The organism is Mycobacterium decipiens (genome assembly GCF_963853665.1).
Classification (GTDB): Bacteria; Actinomycetota; Actinomycetes; order Mycobacteriales; family Mycobacteriaceae; genus Mycobacterium; species Mycobacterium decipiens.
On the sequence record NZ_OY970459.1, the window covers coordinates 3,455,366 to 3,477,018 of the forward strand.

7 protein-coding genes and 1 pseudogene are annotated in these 21,653 nt (G+C 68.3%); 1 reads left to right on the top strand and 7 read right to left on the bottom strand.

The window, feature by feature from the left end:
• Positions 1–55: 55 nt before the first annotated feature.
• The 7 genes and pseudogenes from AADZ55_RS15230 to AADZ55_RS15260 form a co-directional block, all read right to left on the bottom strand.
• Positions 56–308 (bottom strand): annotated as a pseudogene (locus AADZ55_RS15230) (hypothetical protein); the annotation flags it as partial.
• 28 nt (positions 309–336) lie between these two features.
• Positions 337–1,647, bottom strand: coding sequence for an NADPH-dependent L-lysine N(6)-monooxygenase MbtG (mbtG, locus tag AADZ55_RS15235; protein ID WP_085326981.1), 1,311 nt, complete (start codon positions 1,645–1,647; stop codon positions 337–339).
• Positions 1,644–6,038, bottom strand: a complete 4,395-nt coding sequence (locus tag AADZ55_RS15240; RefSeq protein WP_207569151.1) for a non-ribosomal peptide synthetase — start codon at positions 6,036–6,038, stop codon at positions 1,644–1,646. Before AADZ55_RS15240 ends, mbtG begins: the two co-directional genes overlap by 4 nt.
• Entirely contained in the window at positions 6,035–11,224 is a 5,190-nt protein-coding gene (locus AADZ55_RS15245; RefSeq protein ID WP_085326979.1) for a non-ribosomal peptide synthetase, read from the bottom strand. Before AADZ55_RS15245 ends, AADZ55_RS15240 begins: the two co-directional genes overlap by 4 nt.
• The gene (gene mbtD / locus AADZ55_RS15250; protein WP_085326978.1) at positions 11,217–14,252 is read right to left on the bottom strand and encodes a mycobactin polyketide synthase MbtD; all 3,036 of its coding nucleotides are present in this window, start codon (positions 14,250–14,252) and stop codon (positions 11,217–11,219) included. The genes AADZ55_RS15245 and mbtD overlap by 8 nt, the downstream gene beginning before the upstream one ends.
• Entirely contained in the window at positions 14,253–15,575 is a 1,323-nt protein-coding gene (locus AADZ55_RS15255) for a polyketide synthase (RefSeq protein WP_085326977.1), read from the bottom strand. It abuts the gene before it with no gap.
• The gene (locus tag AADZ55_RS15260; protein ID WP_085327001.1) at positions 15,565–19,836 is read right to left on the bottom strand and encodes a non-ribosomal peptide synthetase; all 4,272 of its coding nucleotides are present in this window, start codon (positions 19,834–19,836) and stop codon (positions 15,565–15,567) included. The genes AADZ55_RS15255 and AADZ55_RS15260 overlap by 11 nt, the downstream gene beginning before the upstream one ends.
• 97 nt (positions 19,837–19,933) lie before the next feature.
• On the opposite strand from AADZ55_RS15260, the gene AADZ55_RS15265 reads away from it, so the two are divergent.
• Positions 19,934–21,640: a (2,3-dihydroxybenzoyl)adenylate synthase gene (locus AADZ55_RS15265; protein WP_085326976.1), complete on the top strand. Its 1,707-nt coding sequence runs from the start codon at positions 19,934–19,936 to the stop codon at positions 21,638–21,640.
• Positions 21,641–21,653: the final 13 nt, after the last annotated feature.

A 21,653-nucleotide genomic window follows, 5' to 3' on the forward strand; every position in this document is an offset into this window, starting at 1 on the left:
ATGACGCCCGCCGCCGCGATCACTTTTCCGCGGCCCGCAGCAGCTGTATCGCCGGGGTGACCGGCAACGCGAGCTTCGGACCGAGCCGGTAACGTCCGCGCTGGCGGAGCCATCGGCGGCCAGCTGGATATTCGTCACGCTGAACGACAACGGCAGATCCCCAGGCTGATCAACTCGGCGACGGTCGGGACGTTAGGGGCCGGCGCCGGGCCCATCGGCTGGGGGTACCTCCCGGCCGGGCTGCCGGCTGCGATCGGCGTCATACCGACGGCCGCGGCGCCGATCGCACCGATGGACGCCTCCGGCAGGTCTGTGTGGCAGCTTGCGCCCTCGCCGTCATCGAAGGGATTGGCGCTCATCGCTGCTCCGCATCTGTGACTTACCCGCGGGTGATTGCCGATTCGGGGTGGGCGTGTGTGCGCCCAGGACCCGGTCCGACAGCAAACCGAGGCAGCTCAGGTTGGGGAACCCCGGCCCCTGGGTGAGTCCGGACAGGGTCGGCAGGAACAGCTTGGGTGTGACCTCGGCGACCGCCAGGTCGTAGCCGATCGCTTCCTGCAGGCGGTCGGCGGCCAGCGGTCCACCCAGCCCCAGCTCGAGCAGGTCGAGCGCGTCCTGACTGAATAGTGAGGTAAACCACAGCGGGTCGGCGCCGGAGCCGTCGATGACGAGATCGAATCCGTGCACCGTCTCGAAGTTCTCGCTGCCCCGGTTGGTGGACAGCGTCAACCGGATCTGCCCGTGGCGGCCCACCGCGTGGGCGACCCGGCCACGCAGGTGATGGATGCGGTCATCGGCCAGCAGCGCTTCCTGCACGTTCGCCGAGAACACTCCTCGGTCGGTGCGGGCCAAGGCATCGCGCCGTTCGTCGAGGGTCAGGGCCGTCCAGTCGGTCGGATCCGAGAACAGCGAGTTCTCGAAAAACCCTTCGCCGCGAGTGAACAGGGTCACCTGCGGGGAGATGACGGTGATGGTCGAAACCCGGTGCCGGAAGAGCTCGTTGAGCATCGAAGCGGCCGTCTCACCGCCACCGATCACCGCGACCCGCTCGGCGTTGATCCGGTCGTGGCCGGCGGCACGGTCCCAGAACTGTGCGATCGAGAACACCCGTGGGTTTCCGGGCAGCAGCGACTTTTCGGCCTGGCCGGGCCCGGTGATCATCAACGCGTCGGCGTGCAGGGTGGCTTCGTGGGTGCGCAGCGCCCAGCGGTCGCCGGTGACGGCTAGCCCGTCGACCTCGCCGTGGATCACCTTGAGGCCGACGTGATCGGCCACCCAGGCGAGGTATTGGCCCCACCTGCGATGGGTGGGCGCCGGGCGACCCCGGTCGATCCATTCAGCGAATGACGCGGTGGCGATCAAGTAGGACTGCCAGCTGTAGCGGGTCATCCGCTCGTCGAGTTCGGCGTTACGCCGCGGCACCAGCGCCGACCGGTAGGGGAAGCCGACATCCTTTTCCGGGCTGGTGCCTAGCCGGTGCGCCCCGTCCGTCCAGCCGCCGCTCGCCTGCCAGTTGGCGGCGACTCCGATGCGTTCGACGGCGATCACGTCGGGCGCATCCACGCCCATGTCACGCAGCACGGATGCCTTGGCCGCGACCGCGACCGCCTTGGCTCCGGCACCAAGCACGGCAAGCGTCGAAGTCATGGGGCAATCTCCACTAGCGCCTCCTGCCACAGCGACTGCAGCGCGGCGATGTCGTCGGCGCGCAGGATGTCGGGCAGTGCGCGCCACTGCGCGGCCAGCACCGGTGCGTCGGCGGGCCCGAGCAGCGCCACCAGCACCGTCAGTTCGTGGCGCACCGCCTGTTCGGGTTCGGGCAGTTGCCCCATCCCGGCCAGCAGTGCGCGATCGATCTTCAGGTCGCCAACGCCGACGTGCAGGCTACCCAGATAGTTCAGCAACAGTTGGGGTTCGGGGAGGGCGCGGAGTCGCTCGCCGGTGTCGGCCCGCAAATACCGCAGCAGGCCGTAGTCGATGCCGGCGCCGGGTATGCGCGCGATGTCGGTGGCGCCATCGGAGTGGATGCGCAACGGATAGATCGCGCTGAGCAACCCGACCGTGTCGCCGGTATCGGTGGTGACGTCGACGTCGACGTCGGCACGGCCGTGCGTCTCCAGCGCCAACAGCGGCGCCGGCGTCTGCTGGCCGCGTTGCCGCCGCCAAGCGGTCACCGTCCGCGCGGCGGCGGTCGCCAGCAGTTCGGTCATCGGCTGCCCCAGCGAAAGCAGCCGCGCAGTCAGATCGGCGTCACAACTGGAGATGCTGATCGCTAGATTGCGAACCCTATCGGTCTGCGGCGCCACCCTGCGGGCACCCAACGGCGGATCCGCGCCCGTGAGTTCTGCGGCCCAGAAGTCAGCGCTGTCCAGCGCCTGGGCCCGCTCGAGCAGCTGCCGCGACCACTGCCGGTAGCTGGTGTGCTCACGCGCCGGGGCGGGTCGGCGTCCCGCGGCCAGGGCGTGCAGACCAGCATCGAGTTCACCCATTACGATCCGCCACGATGCCGGGTCCAGCGCCAGCACGTGCGCCGTCAGCACGAGCACGCCTGGCCCGTCTGGTTCGCGCAGCCACACCGCCGAAACCAGCCGAGGTGCCGCCGGATCGAGGCTCGCCAGCGAGCGGGAGGTCTGCTCGGCGACGTCACTGACCAGATCACCGCTGACCCACGCTTCGCTCAGGATGTCGGTTTTTGCTTGTGGGACAAGCGCCATCGCGTCCCGGTCCAACCGGCACCGCAGCACCTCGTGGCCGACGATGACAGCATCCAGCGCGGCGTTCAGGCCTTCGCGGGTGATCCCGGCGGGCAGCCTGATGGCCTCGGTCTGGGCGAGCCGACGCGGATCGCCGTACTCGTAGAGCCAATGCACGTTGGGCAGTGCCGGGATCGGCTCGCCGGCCTCATCGACGGGGGCGTGCCGTCCGGCATCGGCGTCGAGGGCCGCCGCAAGCTCGCGGATGGTGTCGCACTCGACCATCAGCCTGGCCCGCAGTGCCACCCCACGACGGCGGGCGGCCTGCACCACCGACAGGGCAACGATGCTGTCCAACCCCAGCTGCAGAAAGCCCGCGGTGACATCGACGTCGGAGGTTTCCAATACATCGCTGAATGCCTGGGCCAGCGCCATTTCGGTCGGCGTCTCGGGCGGGGTCGCCGCACCTTCGTCGGCCATAGTCTCGGAAACGATTGCTGCCAAAGCGTTTTCGTCGATCTTTCCGTGCGGGGTCAATGGCAACTCGTCGACGACGACGATGTGATGCGGCACCAGGTACCGTGGCAGCCGATTGAGCAGCAGCGAACGGAGTTCGGCCACCGGCGGCGGGTTTGTCCCGCCCGCAACGTATGCCGTCAGGCGCGAGCCACCGGCATGGCTGCGGGCCGTCACATACGAGCCGCGCACTCCGTCGTGGCTGTTGAGCACCGCGGCGATCTCACCCGGTTCGACGCGGAAACCGCGGATCTTCACCTGGGCGTCACTGCGGCCGAGGAACTCCAAACCACCATCGGGCAGCCGGCGTACCACATCTCCGGTGCGGTACATCCGGCTACCACGCCCGTTCGGCTCGGCGACAAACCGCGCGGCGGTCTCGGCCGCGCGTCCGAGGTAGCCGCGGGTCAACTGGCCGCCCGCCAGGTACAACTCGCCGGCGACGCCGTCCGGCACCGGCCGCAGCCAGGAGTCCATCACGTAGGCGCGGGTGGTCCGGGTCGGACGTCCGATGACCGGTCGGGCGTGCTCGGTGACGGTGGCGACCACGGCTTCGACGGTGGTCTCGGTAGGCCCGTAGCAGTTGAAGGCCGTCATGGCCGTGCGGGCGCAGTTCTCCTGGATCGTCCGCCACGCCGAGCTGCCCAGGGCCTCGCCACCAAGCGCAAGAACCGCCAGCGGCACCCGGTCCAGCAGTCCCGCGTTCTGCAGCTGGGCGAACATCGACGGCGTGGTGTCGATCATGTCCAGCCCGAATCGGTCGATCGTGCCGACCAGCGCCTCGACGTCCCGCTGATCCTCGTCGCCGACGATGTGCACCGAGTGGCCGTCGAGCAGCGCCGCCAACGGCTGCCACGCCGCATCGAAGGTGAAAGACCAGGCATGCGCGACCCGAAGCGGTCGCCCGACCCGCGCGGCCGCCGGCCGCAGAACGCGCTCGATGTGGTCGTCGGCGTAGGCCGAAAGCGCCCGATGGGTGCCGATCACCCCCTTCGGGGTGCCGGTGGTGCCGGAGGTGAACACCGCATAGGCCGCATGCTCCGGAGGTACCGTGGCCGCCCGGTACTCGGCCGGCGGCTCGGCGGCGATGCAAGCGGTGCACCATTCCTCGGCCATTTCCTCATCGATGACGACCGGAGCCGACGTCTGGCGCAGGATCTCGGCGACACGCGCATCGGGCATCGCCGGGTCCAACGGCACGATCATGCCGCCGGCCTTCAGGATCGCCAGCATTGCGGCCACGTAGCGCGGACCGCGGGCCAGCCGGACCGCCACCGGGGTCTCGTTACCCACCCCGGCGCAGCGCAGCGCAGCGGCCAGCCGGTCGGCGAGTGCGTCCAGCTCCCGGTAGGTCAGTTGGCCGTCCGACCAGCTGACCGCCATCGCATCGGGCTTGGCCGCCGCGATTTCGGCGAATCGGGTATGCACCGAGACTCCCGACGCGCTCAAGCCCGCCGGGCCGGGCCTTGTCGAATCGCACTCGCCGTCCAGCGCGACGCCGACGTCGCGTAGCGGCCGGTCCCACCGGCTGACCAGGCGCTGCACCACGGCCAGCACCCGCCTGCCGAGGTCTTCCGGCGCAATCGCGCCCAACGCGCCGTCCAGCACCTCCACCAGCACCGTGAGCTCACCGGTGCTCAGGTGCGCAGCGATGGTCACCGGAAAGTGCGACAAACTCTCCAACGCCACCGGGCGGAAAGTCACCCCATTGGCGACGAACTCCGCGGCACCCACCAGTTCGCCGGGCGGGAAGTTCTCGTACACCAGCAGGGTGTCGAACAGCTCACCGACGCCGGCGATGGAACGCAGCTCGGCATGCGCCAGATAGCCATGGTCCCGCAGCGCCGCGGACTCACGTTGCAGCGCAACGCATTGCGCCCCGACCGTGTCGCGAGGGTCCAGCCGCACCCGCAACGGCACGGTGTTGATGAACAGGCCGACCATCGTCTCCACGCCCGACAGTTCGCTCGGCCTACCGGACACCGTCATGCCGAATGTCACATCGCTGCGGCCGGTGAACGCTGCAAGCATTGCGGCCCAGGCCATTTGAACAATCGTGTTGAGTGTGACACCGTGCGCACGGGCGGCGTCAACCAGCGTCCTGGTGGTATCGCTGTCTAGCCGCACTTCGGTGCGACGTGGAATCCCTGCCTGCGGCGGGACCGCGGTTAGCGCCGGCGACAGCAGGGTCGGGCCGTCGAGGCCCAACAGGTGCTGGACCCACAACGCGCGGCTGGCTGTCTCGTCCCGGCTGGCCAGCCAGCCGATGTAATCGCGATACGGCCGCGGTGGCGGCGGCAATGCGGCAACGTCCCCGCCAGCCCGATACAACGCGAGCAGCTCGGAGACGAAAGGCGGCAACGACCACCCATCGATGACGATGTGGTGCGCGACGATGACCAGATGCCAATGTTGGTCCGGTAATTCGATGAGCAGGAACCGGATGAGCGGTCCCCGGCCAACGTCGAAACGGCGTCGGCGCTCTTCGGCTGTTAGGTGCTCGACCTCATCGGGGTTGGCACGCACGCGCCGCCAGAGGACCTCGGCGGTGGTCGGGACCACCTGCACGGGCCGGCTCAGGTTGCCGTGTACGAAACTCGCCCGCAGGTTCGGGTGCCGGGCCAGCATCGCGGCGGCGCACTCGCGCAGCAAGGCGATGTCGAGCGGGCCGACGGCGTCGGCAACCATCGCGATGACATACGGATCGGCCTCCGAAGAGTCGGAACCGTACCCCGCACCGGTCAGCGTCGCCATCGAGAACAACCCCTGTTGCAGTGGGCTGAGCGCCATCACATCTTCGATGGCGACTCGCGCGTCGGCTCGCGTCACGGCTGGTGGTCCCAGGTCGCCCTCAGAGCTGCCAGCTCGTCCGGGGAAAGCCCTGATGTGCTCATCGGCGCGTGATGCGTGTCGTCCGGCTCCGCCTCGATCTGCGACTTGGCGTCGACCGCCGCGGCGAGCTCGTGCAGAACGGGATGCTCGAAAACCATCCGCGCCATCAGCCGCAACCCGGCATCCCGGGCCCGTGCGGCCACCTGGGTCGCCAAGATGCTATCGCCGCCGAGGTTGAAGAAGTCGTCGTGGCGACCGAAGTGCGGAACCTCCAGCACGTCGGTGAGGATGGCCGCCAATGCCCGCTCGGTGTCGGTGTTGGGCGGCTCGGCCGGAACCGGTGCCGCCTGGGCAGGGGCGGGCCGGTCGATGTTGGCCAAGCCGGCGAGCAGTTCCAGTTGGCCGTCGGCATGCCACACCCCGCGCTCACCGCTGCGGTAGAGCCGCGAACCTGCTGGCGCGGCGAACGGATCGGCAACGAATCGGGTCGCGGTCGCCGAGGCACGTGCCAACCTGGCGCCGACAGCCGGACCGCCACCGTAGTAGACATCGCCCACCGCGCCGATCGGAACCGGGTTGAGCCAGTTGTCGAGAAGGTATACCCGGGCCGTGCCGATACTCGACCGGTCCAGAATGCGCTGTCTGGCTTGCGCATCGACGATCTCGACCTCGCGCAGCGGTTGGTCCGGACGGTCGGCGAACGCCTCGATCACGCGGACGAGCCAGTTGGCGAACCGTTGCGCGGTGCTGCGTTCATACAACTCGGTTCGGTAAATGACGTGTCCGCGGTAGCCGTCGTGGCAGGCGAAGAAGTTGACCGATAGATCGGCATGCGCGGCGTCGAACGTCGGCTCCAGCACCCTAAACGTGGTATCACCGTCTGGCCCGGTGTCGATGACGCGGTCGGGCGGCAACTGTTCGCGAACGTGCACCACGACATCGAACAGCGGATTGCGGGACAGCGACCGAACCGGGCTGACCGCCTCCACCACCTGGTCGAACGGCAGGTCCTGATGCGCATACGCCGCCAGCGCCATCTCCCTGGTCCGCCGCAGCACCTCACGCAGCGTGGGGTTCCCGCGCAGGTCGTTACGCAGCACCAGGATGTTAATGAAGAACCCAATTAGCTGGTCCAAGTTGGACTCGCCGCGACCGGCCACCGGGGTGCCGATGGGGATGTCCACGCTGCCACCGGCCTTGTGCAGCACCACCGCGACGGCGGCCTGCAGCAGCATGAACTCGGTGCTGTGCAGGTCGCGGCTCAGGGCGGCCAGCTTGTCGCGGGTCGCCGCGCCCACGCTGAACTCGACAGCAGCACCGGCACCACCGAGCACGGCCGGGCGCGGAAAGTCCGGGCGCAGACCGTTTTCACCGGCCAGCCCCTCGAGCTGGCGGATCCAGTAGTCACGTTGCGGACCGACGATGCCCGCACCTGGGTCGAGCAACGCCGCCTGCCAGACGCCGTAGTCGCCGTACTGCACCGGCAGCGGTTCCCACGACGGCCGTTGTCCGGCGCTGCGGGCCAGGTAGGCGGTCAGCAGATCGGTGAACAGCACCCCGGCCGACCAGTGGTCGCCGGCGATGTGGTGCACCACCAACGACAGCACGTGTCGCTCCGGCATGCTCAGCAACGCCGCGCGGATCGGCCAGTCGGTCTCCAGATCGAAAACGTACCGTCGCTCGTTGTCCAGTTCGGCTTGCAGCCAGGCCTCGTCGGGCCCGGCGGCGCGCCGCACCGGTACCTGGGCGGGCGGTTGGATGATCTGGTGTGGCACGCCACCGATTTCGCGGTAGACCGTGCGCAGGATCTCGTGCCGGGCCACGACGTCGGTGATCCCCGCCGCGAGGGCGTCGGTGTCGCAGGGCCCATGCAGTGCCGCGGCGAAGGGAATGTTGTTGACGGCGTTGGGACCGTCGAAGCGATAGGTGAACCAGGTACGCAGCTGTGACGACGACATCCGCACCGGCCCGTCGTGGTTCACCCGAGTCAACCGCGGCCGTGCCGTATCCGGATCCAACGTATCGATGTGTCCGGCCAGCCCCGCCACCGTGGCGAGTTCGAAGATCTCCCGCACGCCGATGTCCACGCCGAACGTGTTACGCACGGCCGCAACGAGTTTGGTTGCCAGCAGCGAATGTCCGCCGAGGTCGAAGAACGAGTCGTCGGCGCCGACTCGGTCCCGGTCGAGCAGGCTACCGAAAAGTTGGGCAAGACGCCGTTCGGTAGCGGTTTCCGGCTCGCGGAACTCGGTGCCGGAAGCGATCTGCGGATCCGGCAGCGCTGCGCGGTCGATCTTGCCGTGCGCGGTGATCGGAATCTCTTCCAGCACCACGTAGGCCGCGGGCACCATGTATTCGGGCAGTGCTGCGGCCACCCGGGCGCGGATCCGGTCGAGGTCGACCCCAAGGACATCAGCCGGTCCGCCCTCACCCGCTGCGGGCGTCACGTAGCCGACCAGACTCTTGCCCAGCCGCGGCAGGTCGCTCACCACCACAACGGCCTGTCCGACGGTGGGATCGACCGAGATGGCCGCCGCCACGTCACCGAGTTCGATCCGGAAGCCGCGTATCTTGACCTGTTCATCGGCACGGCCCACGAACTCGATGTCGCCGTCGGCATTGCGGCGCGCCAGATCCCCAGATCGGTACATTCGGGATCCGGGATTTACCGGGTCGGCGACGAATCGCTCCGCGGTCAGGCCGGCGCGGCGATGGTATCCGTACGCGACATGGGTTCCGCCAATATAAATCTCGCCGATCACGCCGACCGGCACGGGCCGCAGCGAGTCGTCGAGCAGGTGCATGGTGGTGTTGATCTTGGGCCGGCCAATGGGAACGATGCGGGTGCCCTGTGGGCCCTCCACCTTGTACCGGCTGGCGTTGATCACGGTTTCGGTCGGACCGTAGAAGTTGTGCAGCAGGGCGTCGAACGTCGCGTGGAACTTGTCGGCCACCTCACCGGGCAGCGGCTCTCCGCCGATGGGTACCCGCTGCAATGTCCGCCACTGGTTGACGCCCGGCAGCGACAGAAAGAGGCCGAGCAGGGACGGCACGAAATGCATTGCCGTGATCCCCTCATCGCGCAACAGGGCGGTCAGATACCCGATGTCGGTGAGTCCCCCGGGGCGTGGGATCACCATCCGCGCGCCACAGGCCAGCATGCCGAAGATCTCGGCGATCGACACATCGAAGCTGGGCGAGGCGACCTGCAGCAGCCGGTCGGTGTTGTCGATCTCGTACTCGCCCTTGAACCAGACAAAGTACTCCGCGACCGGGCGGTGTGGCACCGAGACGCCCTTGGGCAATCCGGTGGTACCGGACGTGTAGATCAGATACGCCGTGTTGTCCGGCCGTAGCGGCCGGATCCGATCGGCGTCGGTGGGATTATCGGCCCGGTATCCGGCAAGCTCAGGTACCGGCTCGCGCAGCACCAGTTTCGCGTCGCAGTCCTCGAGGATGAAGTCCAGCCGGTCTTGCGGGTAGGTGGGGTCCACGGGGACATAGGCCGCACCGGCCTTGACCACTCCCAAAGCCGTGACGATCAGGTCCGGCGATTTGTCGAGCAGCACAGCGACCCGGTCTTCACTGCCTATCCCCTGCCCGATCAGCCAGTGCGCCAACCGGTTTGACGCCTTACTGAGGTCGCGGTAGGTGACGCGGTTGCCCTCATAGACCAGGGCGATGGCATCTGGAATGCGCTCGGTCTGCTCGTTGACCAGGTCCACGACGGTCTTCGGAGCGGTGTCGAACTTCTCGCCGCAGGACACCTGGCGCAGCCACTCGGCGTCGCGCTCACCCATCAGCGCCAACCCCGACAACGCCTGGTCCGGTGCGGCCAGAGCGTTGTCGATCAGCACACCGAAGTGTTCCAGCATCTGCTTCGCCAGTGCGGGTTCGAGAATCTCAAGCAGGTATTCGGCCTCGACCAGCGCACCGGTGCGGTCGAATTCGACCATGAAGCCCAGCGGCAGCGCCGTGACGTTGCTGCGCAGTTCATAGCGCTCGCACTCGATGCCTGGCGGGTTGAATCCGCCACCGTCGGACTCCCGGAAGCCGAAGCTGACCCGGGTCAGGCGCTCGGCACCGTGGCGGCGATCGGGATTCAGTTCCCGTACCACCCGGTCGAGGTTGACCCGTTGGTGTGCGAATGCCCCTGCGGTGATTTCGCTGGTCGCGGCCAGCAACTCGCGGAAGCTCATTGCCGACCGCGGTCGCAGCCGCATCACCACCGTGTTGCCGAAATAGCCGATGGCATCGTCGGTTCCGGCGCCTCGGTTGAGCACCGGTGCGGCTACGAGGAAGTCGTCACTGTGGGTATAGCGATGCACCAAGGCGCCGAACGCGGCCAGCAGCACCATGTAGGGGGTGCAGCCGGTGTCCTTGGCCATCGCGGTCACCCGCGCCGCAGTGTCGGCGGGCAGCCGCAGCGTGCTGCGGGCGGCGCGCCAATTGGTCGGCACGCTCGTTCCGGCAGGCCCGGGAAGTTCCAGTGGCTCGGGCGGATCGGCCATGACGGCCCGCCAGTAGGCGAGGTCGGCTTCGGTGGTGTCCGGTCCGGCGGCGGCCGATGAACGGTGTTCTGGCCCCAGGTCAGCGTCCGAGTAGGCCTGGGTGAGATCGGCAAAGAACACCCGCCACGAACCGTCATCCCAGGCGATGTGGTGGGCCACCAACAGCAGCACATGTTCGTCGGAAGCGATGCGCACCATCGTGATCCGCAACGGCGCGTCGGTGGAAAGGTCGAAGGGGGTGGAGAATTCACGTTGTGCCAGCACCTCCAGGCGCAGGCGCTGGGCATGTTCGGACAGGTCGGTCAGGTCGTGTTGCGCCCAGCGGGGGCGGAGATCCTCATGCACCGCCGGCCGGGGGTCGCCGTCGTCGCCGACGGTGTAGGTGGTGCGCAGGATCCGATGCCGCTGCGCGACGGCGTTCACGGCTTCGTGTAGCCGGGTCAGATCGACGTCACCGGTGATGCGATAGGACACACAGACATTGAGCAACGCACGGCTCGGATCGGCCATCTGCACGAACCACATCCGGGCCTGGCCATCGGAGAGTTTGTCGTCATCGTGCGGGCCGGGGGCCTTGACAACAGACGAGAGGCCGCGGTCGGCGAGCCTGCGCCGGAGCAGTTCCAGCCGGGCCTCGTCGAGGCGGGCGCCGGTGTCGACGGTTTCAGTCACGCGAAATGTCCACTTTCTGTGCTGTGTAAGAGTGCTCGCCGGCACGTCCGAGTTTCGCGACGAGTTCGTCGCCGGTGATTTCGTCCAGCAGCGCGGCCAGAGGGACCGTGCGGCCGGTCACCCGCTTGAGGCGTTTGCGCAGGTCCACTGCCAGCATTGAGTCGACGCCCAGATCGAACAGAGATTGCGCCAGGTTCAATTCCCCGGCCTGCGGCATTCCGAGCACGGCCGCCAACTGGGTGCGCACCGCGTCCACGATCGTCAGGTTGCCGTCCACCGGGCGGTCGCCCGGTTCGGACTTCGTGCTCGCCAAGAAGATCTGAAACCGGGCCTCGTCGGCCGAGAACACCAGCGGGTCAACACGGTACTCGTACAGGCTCGCCTCGATCGCCTGCAGCGGCGGCATCTGGCGCAGCCCGGAACGCTCGATCTGTGCGACCGATGCCGCATCGACGATGCCCGGGCTTGCGGTGCCATCAGTGGTGCCCTGCCACAAACCGAATTTCACGGCCACACAGTGCCTACCCGTGGCGCGCAGCTGGGCCGCCATAACGTCGAGCAGGCGATTGGCCGCGGAGTACCCGACGTGCCCCCGTCCGCCCCACACCCCCGAAACCGAGGAACACAGCAGCGTTCGGGTATCCGGGCGGATCGGCCACAGCCGCATCAGCTGGGCCAGGCCGAGGACCTTGGCCGCGAAGTTGTCAGCGACGCCAACCGACGTCAGCCTGGCGGCTGTGCCGAAGGTGGCCTTACCCGCAGCGTGCACCACCAACGAGGCACCGGTCCCACCGTATTCGGCGGCCACCAACGCTAATTGGGCATCATCGGTGATGTCGCACGGCGGCGATATCAGCACGGTGCCATGTGGTGCCGCCAGCGCGGCCAGCGCCGCCGGGTCCGCGGCGCGGCGGCTCAGCAGCACGATGCGCCGCGCGCCATGTTCGGCGAAATACCGGGCGTAGTGCAGACCGATCGCACCGGCACCACCGGTGATGACGACGTCGTCGAGCACGCCGGAGTCCAATGACCACCCCGGGGCGACCGGAGCATCGCCGAGAGTGCGCTGCAACAGCGCGTACCCGCTGCCGCAGCTGCGCAGCGCGGTCTCACCGGGACCGGCCAGCAGCGCATCGACGATCGTGCCGCCGGCAGCCGGCGCCACGTCCCACGACGGCAGGTCCAGGTGGCTGAAAGTTTGGTCGGGATACTCGAATCCGATGCTGCGGTGCATTGCGGCCAGCGCGGCCTGGCCGGCTGAGGGCACCGTGTCCGCTTGGCCGACCTGCTCGGCGCCGGCGGTGACCAGACAGACCGATTGGCAGCGTGGACCGCCCCGCGTCGGATAGTCCAGCAATCCGGCCCCGACCAGGTCGGCAAGCGCACCGGCGGCCCGAGCCGCGTCGGTGTGTTCGAAGTCGGGCGCGATCACCACAACCAGCTCCGCATCCTGCGGCGCGGTCAGCTCGGTCGCGGGATGTGAATCGATTGCCGCACGAAGCATTTGGGCGCACGGGCCGTGTGCGCCGAGATCGAGCACGGCGAGGTGACGGTGCTGCCCCGCGGCCGGCAGGGACGGCGTCATCCGATCCCAGCGCTCAACCGCAATGGTCGGTCCGGGAGTCAGTCCGGGCACCGGCGGCAGCGGCTCCGGGTGCGCCCACATCGGCACGGCGCGCATCGGCGCGTTGGGGAAGCCGCGCAAGCCGACGTCGCTCTCGACCGGGCCACCGCAGCACAGCTCACCCCATGCGTAGCCGGGATCAGCCACCGCCGCGGTCACGATATTCGCCGACAGCGCATCGACCAGCGGCTCGCGGCGACGCGCCGACCCGACCAGCACCGCAGGACCGTCCGGCAGGTCGGCGGAGCTCTCGCAGTTCTGACCGATCGCGAACAACAACGTAGGATGGGCCGACAGCTCGATGAACGACCTTGCCCCACAACGGATTGCCGACTCGATAGCTCGATCGAACCGCACGGTGTGCCGCAAGTTTGCATACCAGTAGTCGGCAAAGGTCGTGCCCGGCGCCACCACATCACCGGCGGTACCACCGATGAATTGCACCGGCGCCTCCGTGAATTCCGAGTTGGGTAGCTGTGCGAGCAGTTCATCGTGGAGTGGCTCGAGCACGCTGGTATGCACCGGGAAGCCCACGGTGATCTCACGGGCGAATCGACCGCCAGAACGGACCCTGTCAACGATGGCCAGCACCGCTTCCCGGTCACCGGACACCGCGATGGTCGAGGCGGCGTTGACTACAGACAGTTCCAGCCAGCCGTCGGTGGCCGCGATGAGCGGACTCGCCTCCCGTTCGCTGATGCCCAGCGCCGCAACCGCATGGCAACCGGGCAGGCGATCCACCACACCGGCGCGGGCCGCGACCACGGCGACGGCATCCGACAACGTGATACTTCCGGCGATATAGGCGGCCGCCACTTCGCCGAGACTATGACCGACCGTGAGGTCGGGCAGCACACCGCAGGAGCGCCAAACCTCCGCCAGCGCAACGGCGTGGACGAATTGCGCGCCTTCGATTTCGGTCTCGCAGAACTGCGGCTCGGCACCGACAATCGGGGCGGGCACGGCGGTGAGGTAGCGCAGCGGCGACACGACCCCGGCGTCCTCGAATGCCGCAGCACACGCGTCGGTTGCGGCCCGGTAGGCCGGCAGCTCCTGGTAGGCGACGGCACCCATGCCTGGCCATTGACCGCCCTGACCGGGAAAGACGAACGCCTGGCGCGGGGCCGTGCCATGCGCCGAGCAGGCGACCAGCGGATGCTCGCGCCCGGCGGCCAGCGCGCGCAACCCGTCGACAAGCTCGATTGAGTCCGCGGCGCGCACGACCGCCCGGCAGCTGCGGACCCGTCGGATACGGTGCAGGTGCCGGGCCACCTCGGTCACCGTCGTGGCCGGAAAGCGGTCGAGGTAGTCGGCGATGGCCCGCGCATCGGCCCTGACCAGCTCCTCGGCCTGGGCGCTGAGCAGAACCGCAACCCGTCCGTCGGGCAGCCGTTTCGGTGCCATTCAGCCCTCCTCGCGCCCGGACACGTTCGTGGCGTCCGACATCGAGACGATCAGATGGGTATTGGTGCCACTCATCCCGAACGCGGACAACGCTGCGGTTCGCCATCCCTCGACGGCCGGCCATGGCGTCAGTTTGTCCGCCAACCGCAGACCTTGGTTCTCCCACTCGATTTCGCGGCTGGGTTCGTCGACGTGCAGGGTGGGCGGTATCGCCGCGTGCTCGGCGGCCAGCAGGACCTTGGCCAGACCCAGCGCGCCCGCCGCGGCCTGGGCATGCCCGATGTTGGACTTGACCGATCCCAGCAGCGGTCCGCGTCCAGCGGCCGCGGTGCCATAGCTGGCCACCAAGGACAGCAGTTCGGTGCGGTCACCGAGCCGGGTGCCGGTGCCGTGGCCTTCCACCATCCCGACATCGCCGGGCCGGACCCCGGCCTGGGCGATCGCGCGCCGGAACAGTCGCAGCTGCGCGTCGCCGCTGGGCGCCGTCAACCCACGAGTGCGTCCATCGGAGTTCAGGCAGCTGGCCCGGACCTCGGCGAGGATGCGGCGCCCGTCAGCGATCGCCCTCGACCGGCGCTGCAATAGGAACATCCCCGCGCCCTCCGCCCAGACGGTTCCGCTGGCGTGCGCGCTGTAGGGCCGGCAGTGGCCGTCATCGGACAGCGCGTGCTGCTTAGAGAACTCGACGAAATAGCCGGGCGTACCCATCACGCACACGCCGCCGGCTAGCGCCAGGTCGCAGTCGCCGGCCCGGATGGCCGCCACCGCGGTGTGAAACGCCGCCAGCGCCGACGAGCACGAGCTGTCGACCGTCAGCGCCGGACCCGCCAGGTCAAGGGTGTAGGCAATGCGCCCCGAGATGACACCCAACGACGTCCCGGTGATCAGATGGCCGCTGTGGTGCGAGAATTCGGCCAGCGCGGGGCCGTATTCCAGCCCAGAGGCACCGATGTAGCAGCCCACATCGTGACCAGCCAGGTCATCGGGGTTGATCCCGCTGTTCTCCAGGGTGCGCCATGCCAGGCGCAGCCCGACCCGCTGCTGCGGGTCCATGGCCGTCGCTTCACGCGGCGAGATACGGAAGAATTCAGGATCGAATGCTGTTGCACTGGAAAGGAATCCACCAATGTTATGGATCGGCTTGAATCCGTCTCGACGTGACCCGTCAAACAGCTCCCGAAGTGCCCAGCCTCGATCGGTGGGGAACGGTCCGAGTCCCTCGCGCTGTTCGGAGAGCAGCGACCAGTAGTCGTCGGCGGTTTCGACACCACCGGGTGCCTCGACGGCCAGCCCGACGATGACGACCGGGTCGCTATCGGACATCGCCGCTTACCATCCGAGCCACGGCATCGAGGTGATCGGTGAGGTAGAAGTGGCCGCCATCAAAGTGCGACAGCATGAACCGGCCGGAGGTGTGAGTCTCCCAGCTAGTCAACATCTCCCGGCTGATGCGGTGGTCGCGGTCACCGCCGACCGCATGGATGTTGGCGCGAATGCGCACGTCGGGTGAACATGAATAGCCGCTCAGCGCCCGGTAGTCGGCCTTGACCGCCTTCACCAGCAGTTCGACGAACTCCTCGTCCTCGAGCAGCACGGGATCGGTGCCGCCGAGATCCACCATGTCGGCCAGTACGTCACCATCGGTGGTCGGCAACGGTCCGGACGCGGCCACCGTCGACGGAGCCTGGCCGGACGAAGCCCACAGTGCGCGCACCGGCACGCCGGTGCGCTCGGCGATGCGAGCGAACTCGAAGGCCACCACCGCACCCATGCAATGGCCGAACAGGGTCAGCGGAGCCGTCATGTGCCAGTCGCCCGCCTCGAACAGCTCGAGGGCCAGCGCCTCGATGGTGTCTGCCGCCGGGTGGCTACGCCGGTCGGCTCGCTGCGGGTACTGCACCACGAAGGTGTCAACGTCGTTGGCCGCTAGCGACTTCGCCAGCCACCGGTAGGCGGCGGCGCCGCCGCCGGCGTGCGGAAACACCACCACCGAGCCGGGCTTGCCGCTGCCGGTGAACCGCTTGACCCAGGGTTTGAAGGTCGGCTGAGCGGGTATCGGATCCAGTGCGGACATCACATCGGCACTTGTCATACTCGCGATCTCCAGGTACACCTCGGCCACCAGTTCGAGTCGGTCACCGTCGGATTCCCGGCTGGCGAGCAACTGGGCCAGGGTGGCGACGGTCCTGGCGGCAAAGACGTCGGCGACCATCAGGCTCGGTGAATCCAGCCATCGTCGGATGCTGGCGACGGCCTGCGTTGCCAGCACGGAATCGCCGCCGAGGGAGAAGAAGTCGTCGTGCACGCCCACGCCATCGGCGTCACGGCCCAGGATGCTTGCGAGGATGCGGCACAGTGCCCGCTCCAACACCGTTCGCGGCACTGCGGATGGCGCTGATGTGTCACCGGACTGCCCGGCCGACACCTCGGCAAGTACGACGCTGACGGCCTTGCGGTCGATCTTGCCGCCGTCGGTAAAGGGTATGCGGTCTAGCAGTGATATGTGCCGCGGAATCATGTGCGCCGGAACGAAATCGACCAGCGATTCCCGGATTCGCCCAGGGGTCAGGCCGGGATCGTCGATACAGACCGCCGCGGCCAGCACCTCCGAGTCACCGGGGGCGGGCAGGACGGCGGCCACCGCCGCCTGCACCCCCGGCACCCGCTGCATCGCCGCCTCGATCTCGCCGAGTTCGACGCGGTACCCGCTGACCTTGACACGGTGATCGGCGCGCCCGACGAATTCCAAATTGCCGTCCGGCCGGTAGCGGGCCAGATCGCCGGTGCGATACCAGGTCCGGCCGTCATATTCGACGAAGCGCTGCGCGGTCAGGTCTCCCCGGCCACGGTAACCCCGGGCGATTCCGCGCCCAGCCACCCACAACTCGCCGGCCACCCAATCGGGGCAGTCGCTACCAACGTCGTTGACAACCCGGCAGACGTTATTGGGGAACGGAACGCCATACGGGACCGAGGCGCAGTCCGGCGGCAGGTCCGCCGCGTCTTGGACTTCGAAAATGGTTGCATGGATTGCGGTTTCGGTGGCTCCACCCAATCCGGCGAACCGCGCTCTTGGCGCCCGGGCCTGCACGCGCCGGGCCAGATCGGGACGTACCCAGTCGCCGCCGACAGCCACGGTCCGCAGCGACGACAGCCGTCCCTGCCCAACTTCCACGAGCATGTCCAGCCAGCCTGGCATGAAATTCAGCACGGTCACGTTGTGAGCGTCGATCAGCCGGGCCCAGGCGTCGGGGGCACGGCGCTGCGCTTCGTCGACCACCACGATCGCCCCGCCCGACCGCAGGGCGGCGAAGATATCCAGCACCGACATGTCGCATTCCAGCGTCGCCAACGCAAGCCAGCGATCGGCGGCGCCGATGCCGAAGTGCCGGGTCACGAATTCCACGGTGTTCATCGCGGCGTCGTGTGTCAGTTCGACGCCCTTGGGTTCCCCGGTTGAGCCGGAAGTGAACAGCACGTAGGCGAGCGCCGCGGGATCGCTTGGCGTGGGCACGAATTCTCCGGACGGGGCGGCAAGCACGTCGCCAATCGACAGGGCCGGCACCGGCAAGGACATCTGGGACACCCGCTGTGGGCCGGACACCAGCGCTAGGCGCACGGAACCGGTCGCCAGGATGCGTTCCGCTCGGTCCCGGGGCTGGTCGACGCCGATCGGGAGGTAGGCGCCACCGGCGGCGAGAATCCCCAGCAGAGCCGGCACTTGTTCGGCGGTCTTTGGGCCCAGCACCGCGACGGTGTCGCCGGCTCCAATGCCCGCCGCACGCAGCGCCGCGGCCACGGCCACGGCCTGGTCGCGCAGCTGCGCGTAACTCATGTAGCCGGAACTGGCAAACACGGCCGGAGCCTCGGGCTGGGCCTGGGCCTGGCGGAAGAAGCCGTCGTGCAACGCCTCTCCGCTGGGAAGAGACGTGCGACCGTTCCGGGCCGCACGCACCGCGCGCTGCGCGGCGGGCAGCGCCGACGGGCCCGGCGCATCCCAGCCGTCATCCCCAGCGGCCAACCTGAGCAGTTCGTCGATCTGATGGGCGAACATGGCGTCGATGACTCCGGGTGCAAAAACCCCCTCCCGCACATCCCAATTCACCAGCACACCGCCATCGAACTCGGTGACCTGGGCATCGAGCAGAACCTGGGGTCCCTGCGAAATGATCCATCCGGGCCTGCCGAATTGCTCGGTGACGTCGGGGCAGAAAAGTTCGCCGAGCCCCAGCGCGCTGGTGAACACCACCGGTGCCAGCACCTGGGTGCCGCGGTGGCGGCTGAGGTCGCGCAGTACCGACAGCCCGGAGTACGCGGAATGAGCCGCGGCGCTCCGCATGGCATCCTGCACAACCCGCGCCCGAGCCGCTGCGGTGCGCACGCCGGTGAGATCGACGTCCAGGAGCAGCGAGGAGGTGAAGTCGCCGACCAGTAGATCGACGTCCGGGTGCAGGGCCTGGCGACCGAACAACGGCAGGTTCAGCAGGAACCGCGACGACGCGGACCAGCGCGCCAGGGCGTTGGCGAAGACCGCGGCCAGCGTCATCGCCGGGGTGATGCCGCGTGCCTGGGCGCGGCGGAATAGCGCGTCGCGGGTCTGCGGGTCGAGCCAGTGCCAGCGCCGGGTGCTGCGGTGCAGGTCGCGTCCCGCGCCGGTCTGGGTAGGCAGTGCCGGCGGATCCGGCAGGTACGGGATGCGCCGCGCCCACCAGTCCCGGGCGGCGTCAAGGGCCGGTTGGGGCCGTGCCTCGTTCGCCGCCTCGATGGCCCGCCGGTATTCCCGGTAGGTGTATCCCAGTTCCGGCAGTTCGCGGCCCGCATGGCAGGCCGCCAGGTCGGCCATCAGCGTGCGGTAGCTCATCGCGTCGGCGGCCTGCATGTCCAGGTCGACGTGCAGGCGTGAGCGCTCCCCGGGTAGCAGCGTCAACGCAAGTTCGAACACCGCACCGTCGAGCTGCTGGTGCGATTTTGCGTCGCGGATGGCCGCCAGCCGCTCATCGAGGCGATCCGGGGTCACCTGCCGCAGGTCGACAACGCTGAGGGGAAAGTCGCGAGATTCGGCCACCGGCGGGATGCGTTGCGTGCCATCCGGCAAGAACTGCACCCGCAGCATCGGGTGACGCAGTGCCAGCCGGGTGGCCGCCACGCGGAGCCGATCCGGATCGATCCGACCACCCTCGAACTCAACGTAGAGGTGCCCGGCCACCCCGCCGAGCTGCTGGTGGTCTTGGCGGCCCACCCACATCGCGTGCTGCATCGGCGCGAGCGGAAAGGCCTCGCCGGCCTCGCCTTCCTCGCCGTCCTCCGGTGTCGGCGCGGTGTCGGGTAGCGGGTCGGTGCTCATGGCGGCGGAGCCGGCGGACACCAGCTGCGACCAGGCCTCGACCGTCGGTGTCACGGCCAGCGTGGCGAAATCGACGGCGATGCCCTGGCGGCGCCAGCGACCCGCCAGCGACATCATCCTGATGGAGTCCAGGCCGTGAGCAACGAGGTTATCGGCGGGGTGAATCGCGTCGGCGCGCACGCCAAGTAATTCCGCCACCTGGGCGCGAATGACCTCCGAGCACGCCGAAGCATGCACCACGAACCCTCCCACTTAGCACAGGCTGCCCTAATTTGTGGGGTTACCCTATCTTTGAACCACGCACCTTCGCTACTACGCCCCTCGTTTAGGAACCCACATGCCACCGAAGCCGGCGCCTGGCCTCCGATCGTGTTCCGGTGGCGGCCTGGACGGATTCGTACCGTTCCCCCCAGATCGGGCCGCGTCGTACCGGGCCGCCGGCTATTGGTCGGGGCGAACCCTGGACACCATCCTGTCCGATGCCGCGCGGCGCTGGCCCGATCGAATCGCGGTGGTCGATGCCGGTGTGCTGCCTGGCCACGGCGGCGGCCTCAGTTACACAGAACTCGACCAGCAGGCCGACCGGGCCGCCGCGGCGTTGCGCGGCCTGGGCATTACGCCGGGTGACCGGGTACTGCTCCAGCTGCCGAACGGCTGCCAGTTCGCGGTCGCGCTGTTCGGGCTGGTGCGGGCGGGAGCGGTGCCGGTGATGTGCCTGCCCGGTCATCGGGCCGCCGAACTGGGACATTTCGCCGCCGTCAGCCAGGCCACCGGGCTCCTGATCACCGATGCGGCTGGCGGATTCGACTATCGGGGGATGGCCCGCGAACTTGTCGCGGATCACCCCACCCTGCGACACGTCATCGTCGATGGCGATCCCGGAGGATTCGTGTCGTGGCCGCAGCTGTGCGCCCAGGCCCGCACCGGTTCGCCAGCACCGCCGGCCGACCCCGGATCGCCGGCCCTGCTGCTGGTCTCCGGCGGCACCACCGGCACACCTAAACTCATTCCGCGCACCCACAACGACTACGTTTTCAACGCGACGGCAAGCGCCGAACTCTGTCGGCTTAGCGCCGACGACGTCTATCTGGTGGTGCTGGCCGCCGGCCATAATTTCCCGCTGGCTTGCCCGGGCCTGCTCGGCGCGATGACGGCCGGCGCCACCACCGTGTTCGGCCGCGATCCCAGCCCGGAGGCCGCCTTCGCCGCCATCGAGCGCCACGGCGTTACCGTCACCGCGCTGGTGCCGGCGGTGGCCAAACTGTGGGCTCAAGCCTGCGATTGGGAACCCGTGACGCCAAAGTCGCTGCGGCTATTGCAGGTTGGCGGGTCCAAGCTGGAGCCCGCGGACGCTCGCCGGGTACGTGCCGCGCTGACCCCGGGCCTGCAGCAGGTGTTTGGCATGGCGGAGGGGCTGCTGAACTTCACCCGCGTCGACGACCCACCAGATGTGGTCGAACACACCCAGGGGCGGCCGCTATGCCCGGCCGACGAACTGCGCATCGTCAACGCCGATGACGAGCCGGTGCGGCCCGGGGAGGAAGGCGAACTGCTGGTGCGCGGGCCCTACACACTGAACGGCTACTTTCGTGCCCAGCACGACAACGAACGCTGCTTCGATCCCGACGGCTTCTACCGCACCGGCGACCTGGTCCGCCGGCGCGACGACGGCTACCTGGTGGTCACCGGACGCGTCAAAGACGTCATCTGCCGTGCGGGCGAAACGATCGCCGCTAAAGACCTCGAAGAGCAGCTGCTGAGCCACCCGGGGATCTGGTCAGCCGCGGCGGTGGCGCTGCCTGACCAGTATCTGGGGGAAAAGATCTGCGCTGCGGTCGTTTTCGCTGGACCTCCGATTACCCTTGCGCAGTTGAATGCCTTCCTCGATCAGCGCGGAGTGGCGGCGCACGCTCGACCCGATCAGCTGGTCGCGATGCCGGCGCTGCCCACAACGGCGATCGGGAAGGTCGACAAACGAGCGATCGTCCGCCAGATCGGCATGGCGACGACGGCCCAAAGTCCCGCTAAAGGCACCATTGACTAGTGTGCAAATTTTG

Bases quoted from the DNA above. Each gene is read 5' to 3' on its own strand.
- mbtD (WP_085326978.1), bottom strand. From the start codon at position 14,252: ATGGCACCGAAACGGCTGCCCGACGGACGGGTTGCGGTTCTGCTCAGC.
- AADZ55_RS15265 (WP_085326976.1), top strand. From the start codon at position 19,934: ATGCCACCGAAGCCGGCGCCTGGCCTCCGATCGTGTTCCGGTGGCGGC.
- AADZ55_RS15255 (WP_085326977.1), bottom strand. From the start codon at position 15,575: ATGTCCGATAGCGACCCGGTCGTCATCGTCGGGCTGGCCGTCGAGGCA.
- mbtG (WP_085326981.1), bottom strand. From the start codon at position 1,647: ATGACTTCGACGCTTGCCGTGCTTGGTGCCGGAGCCAAGGCGGTCGCG.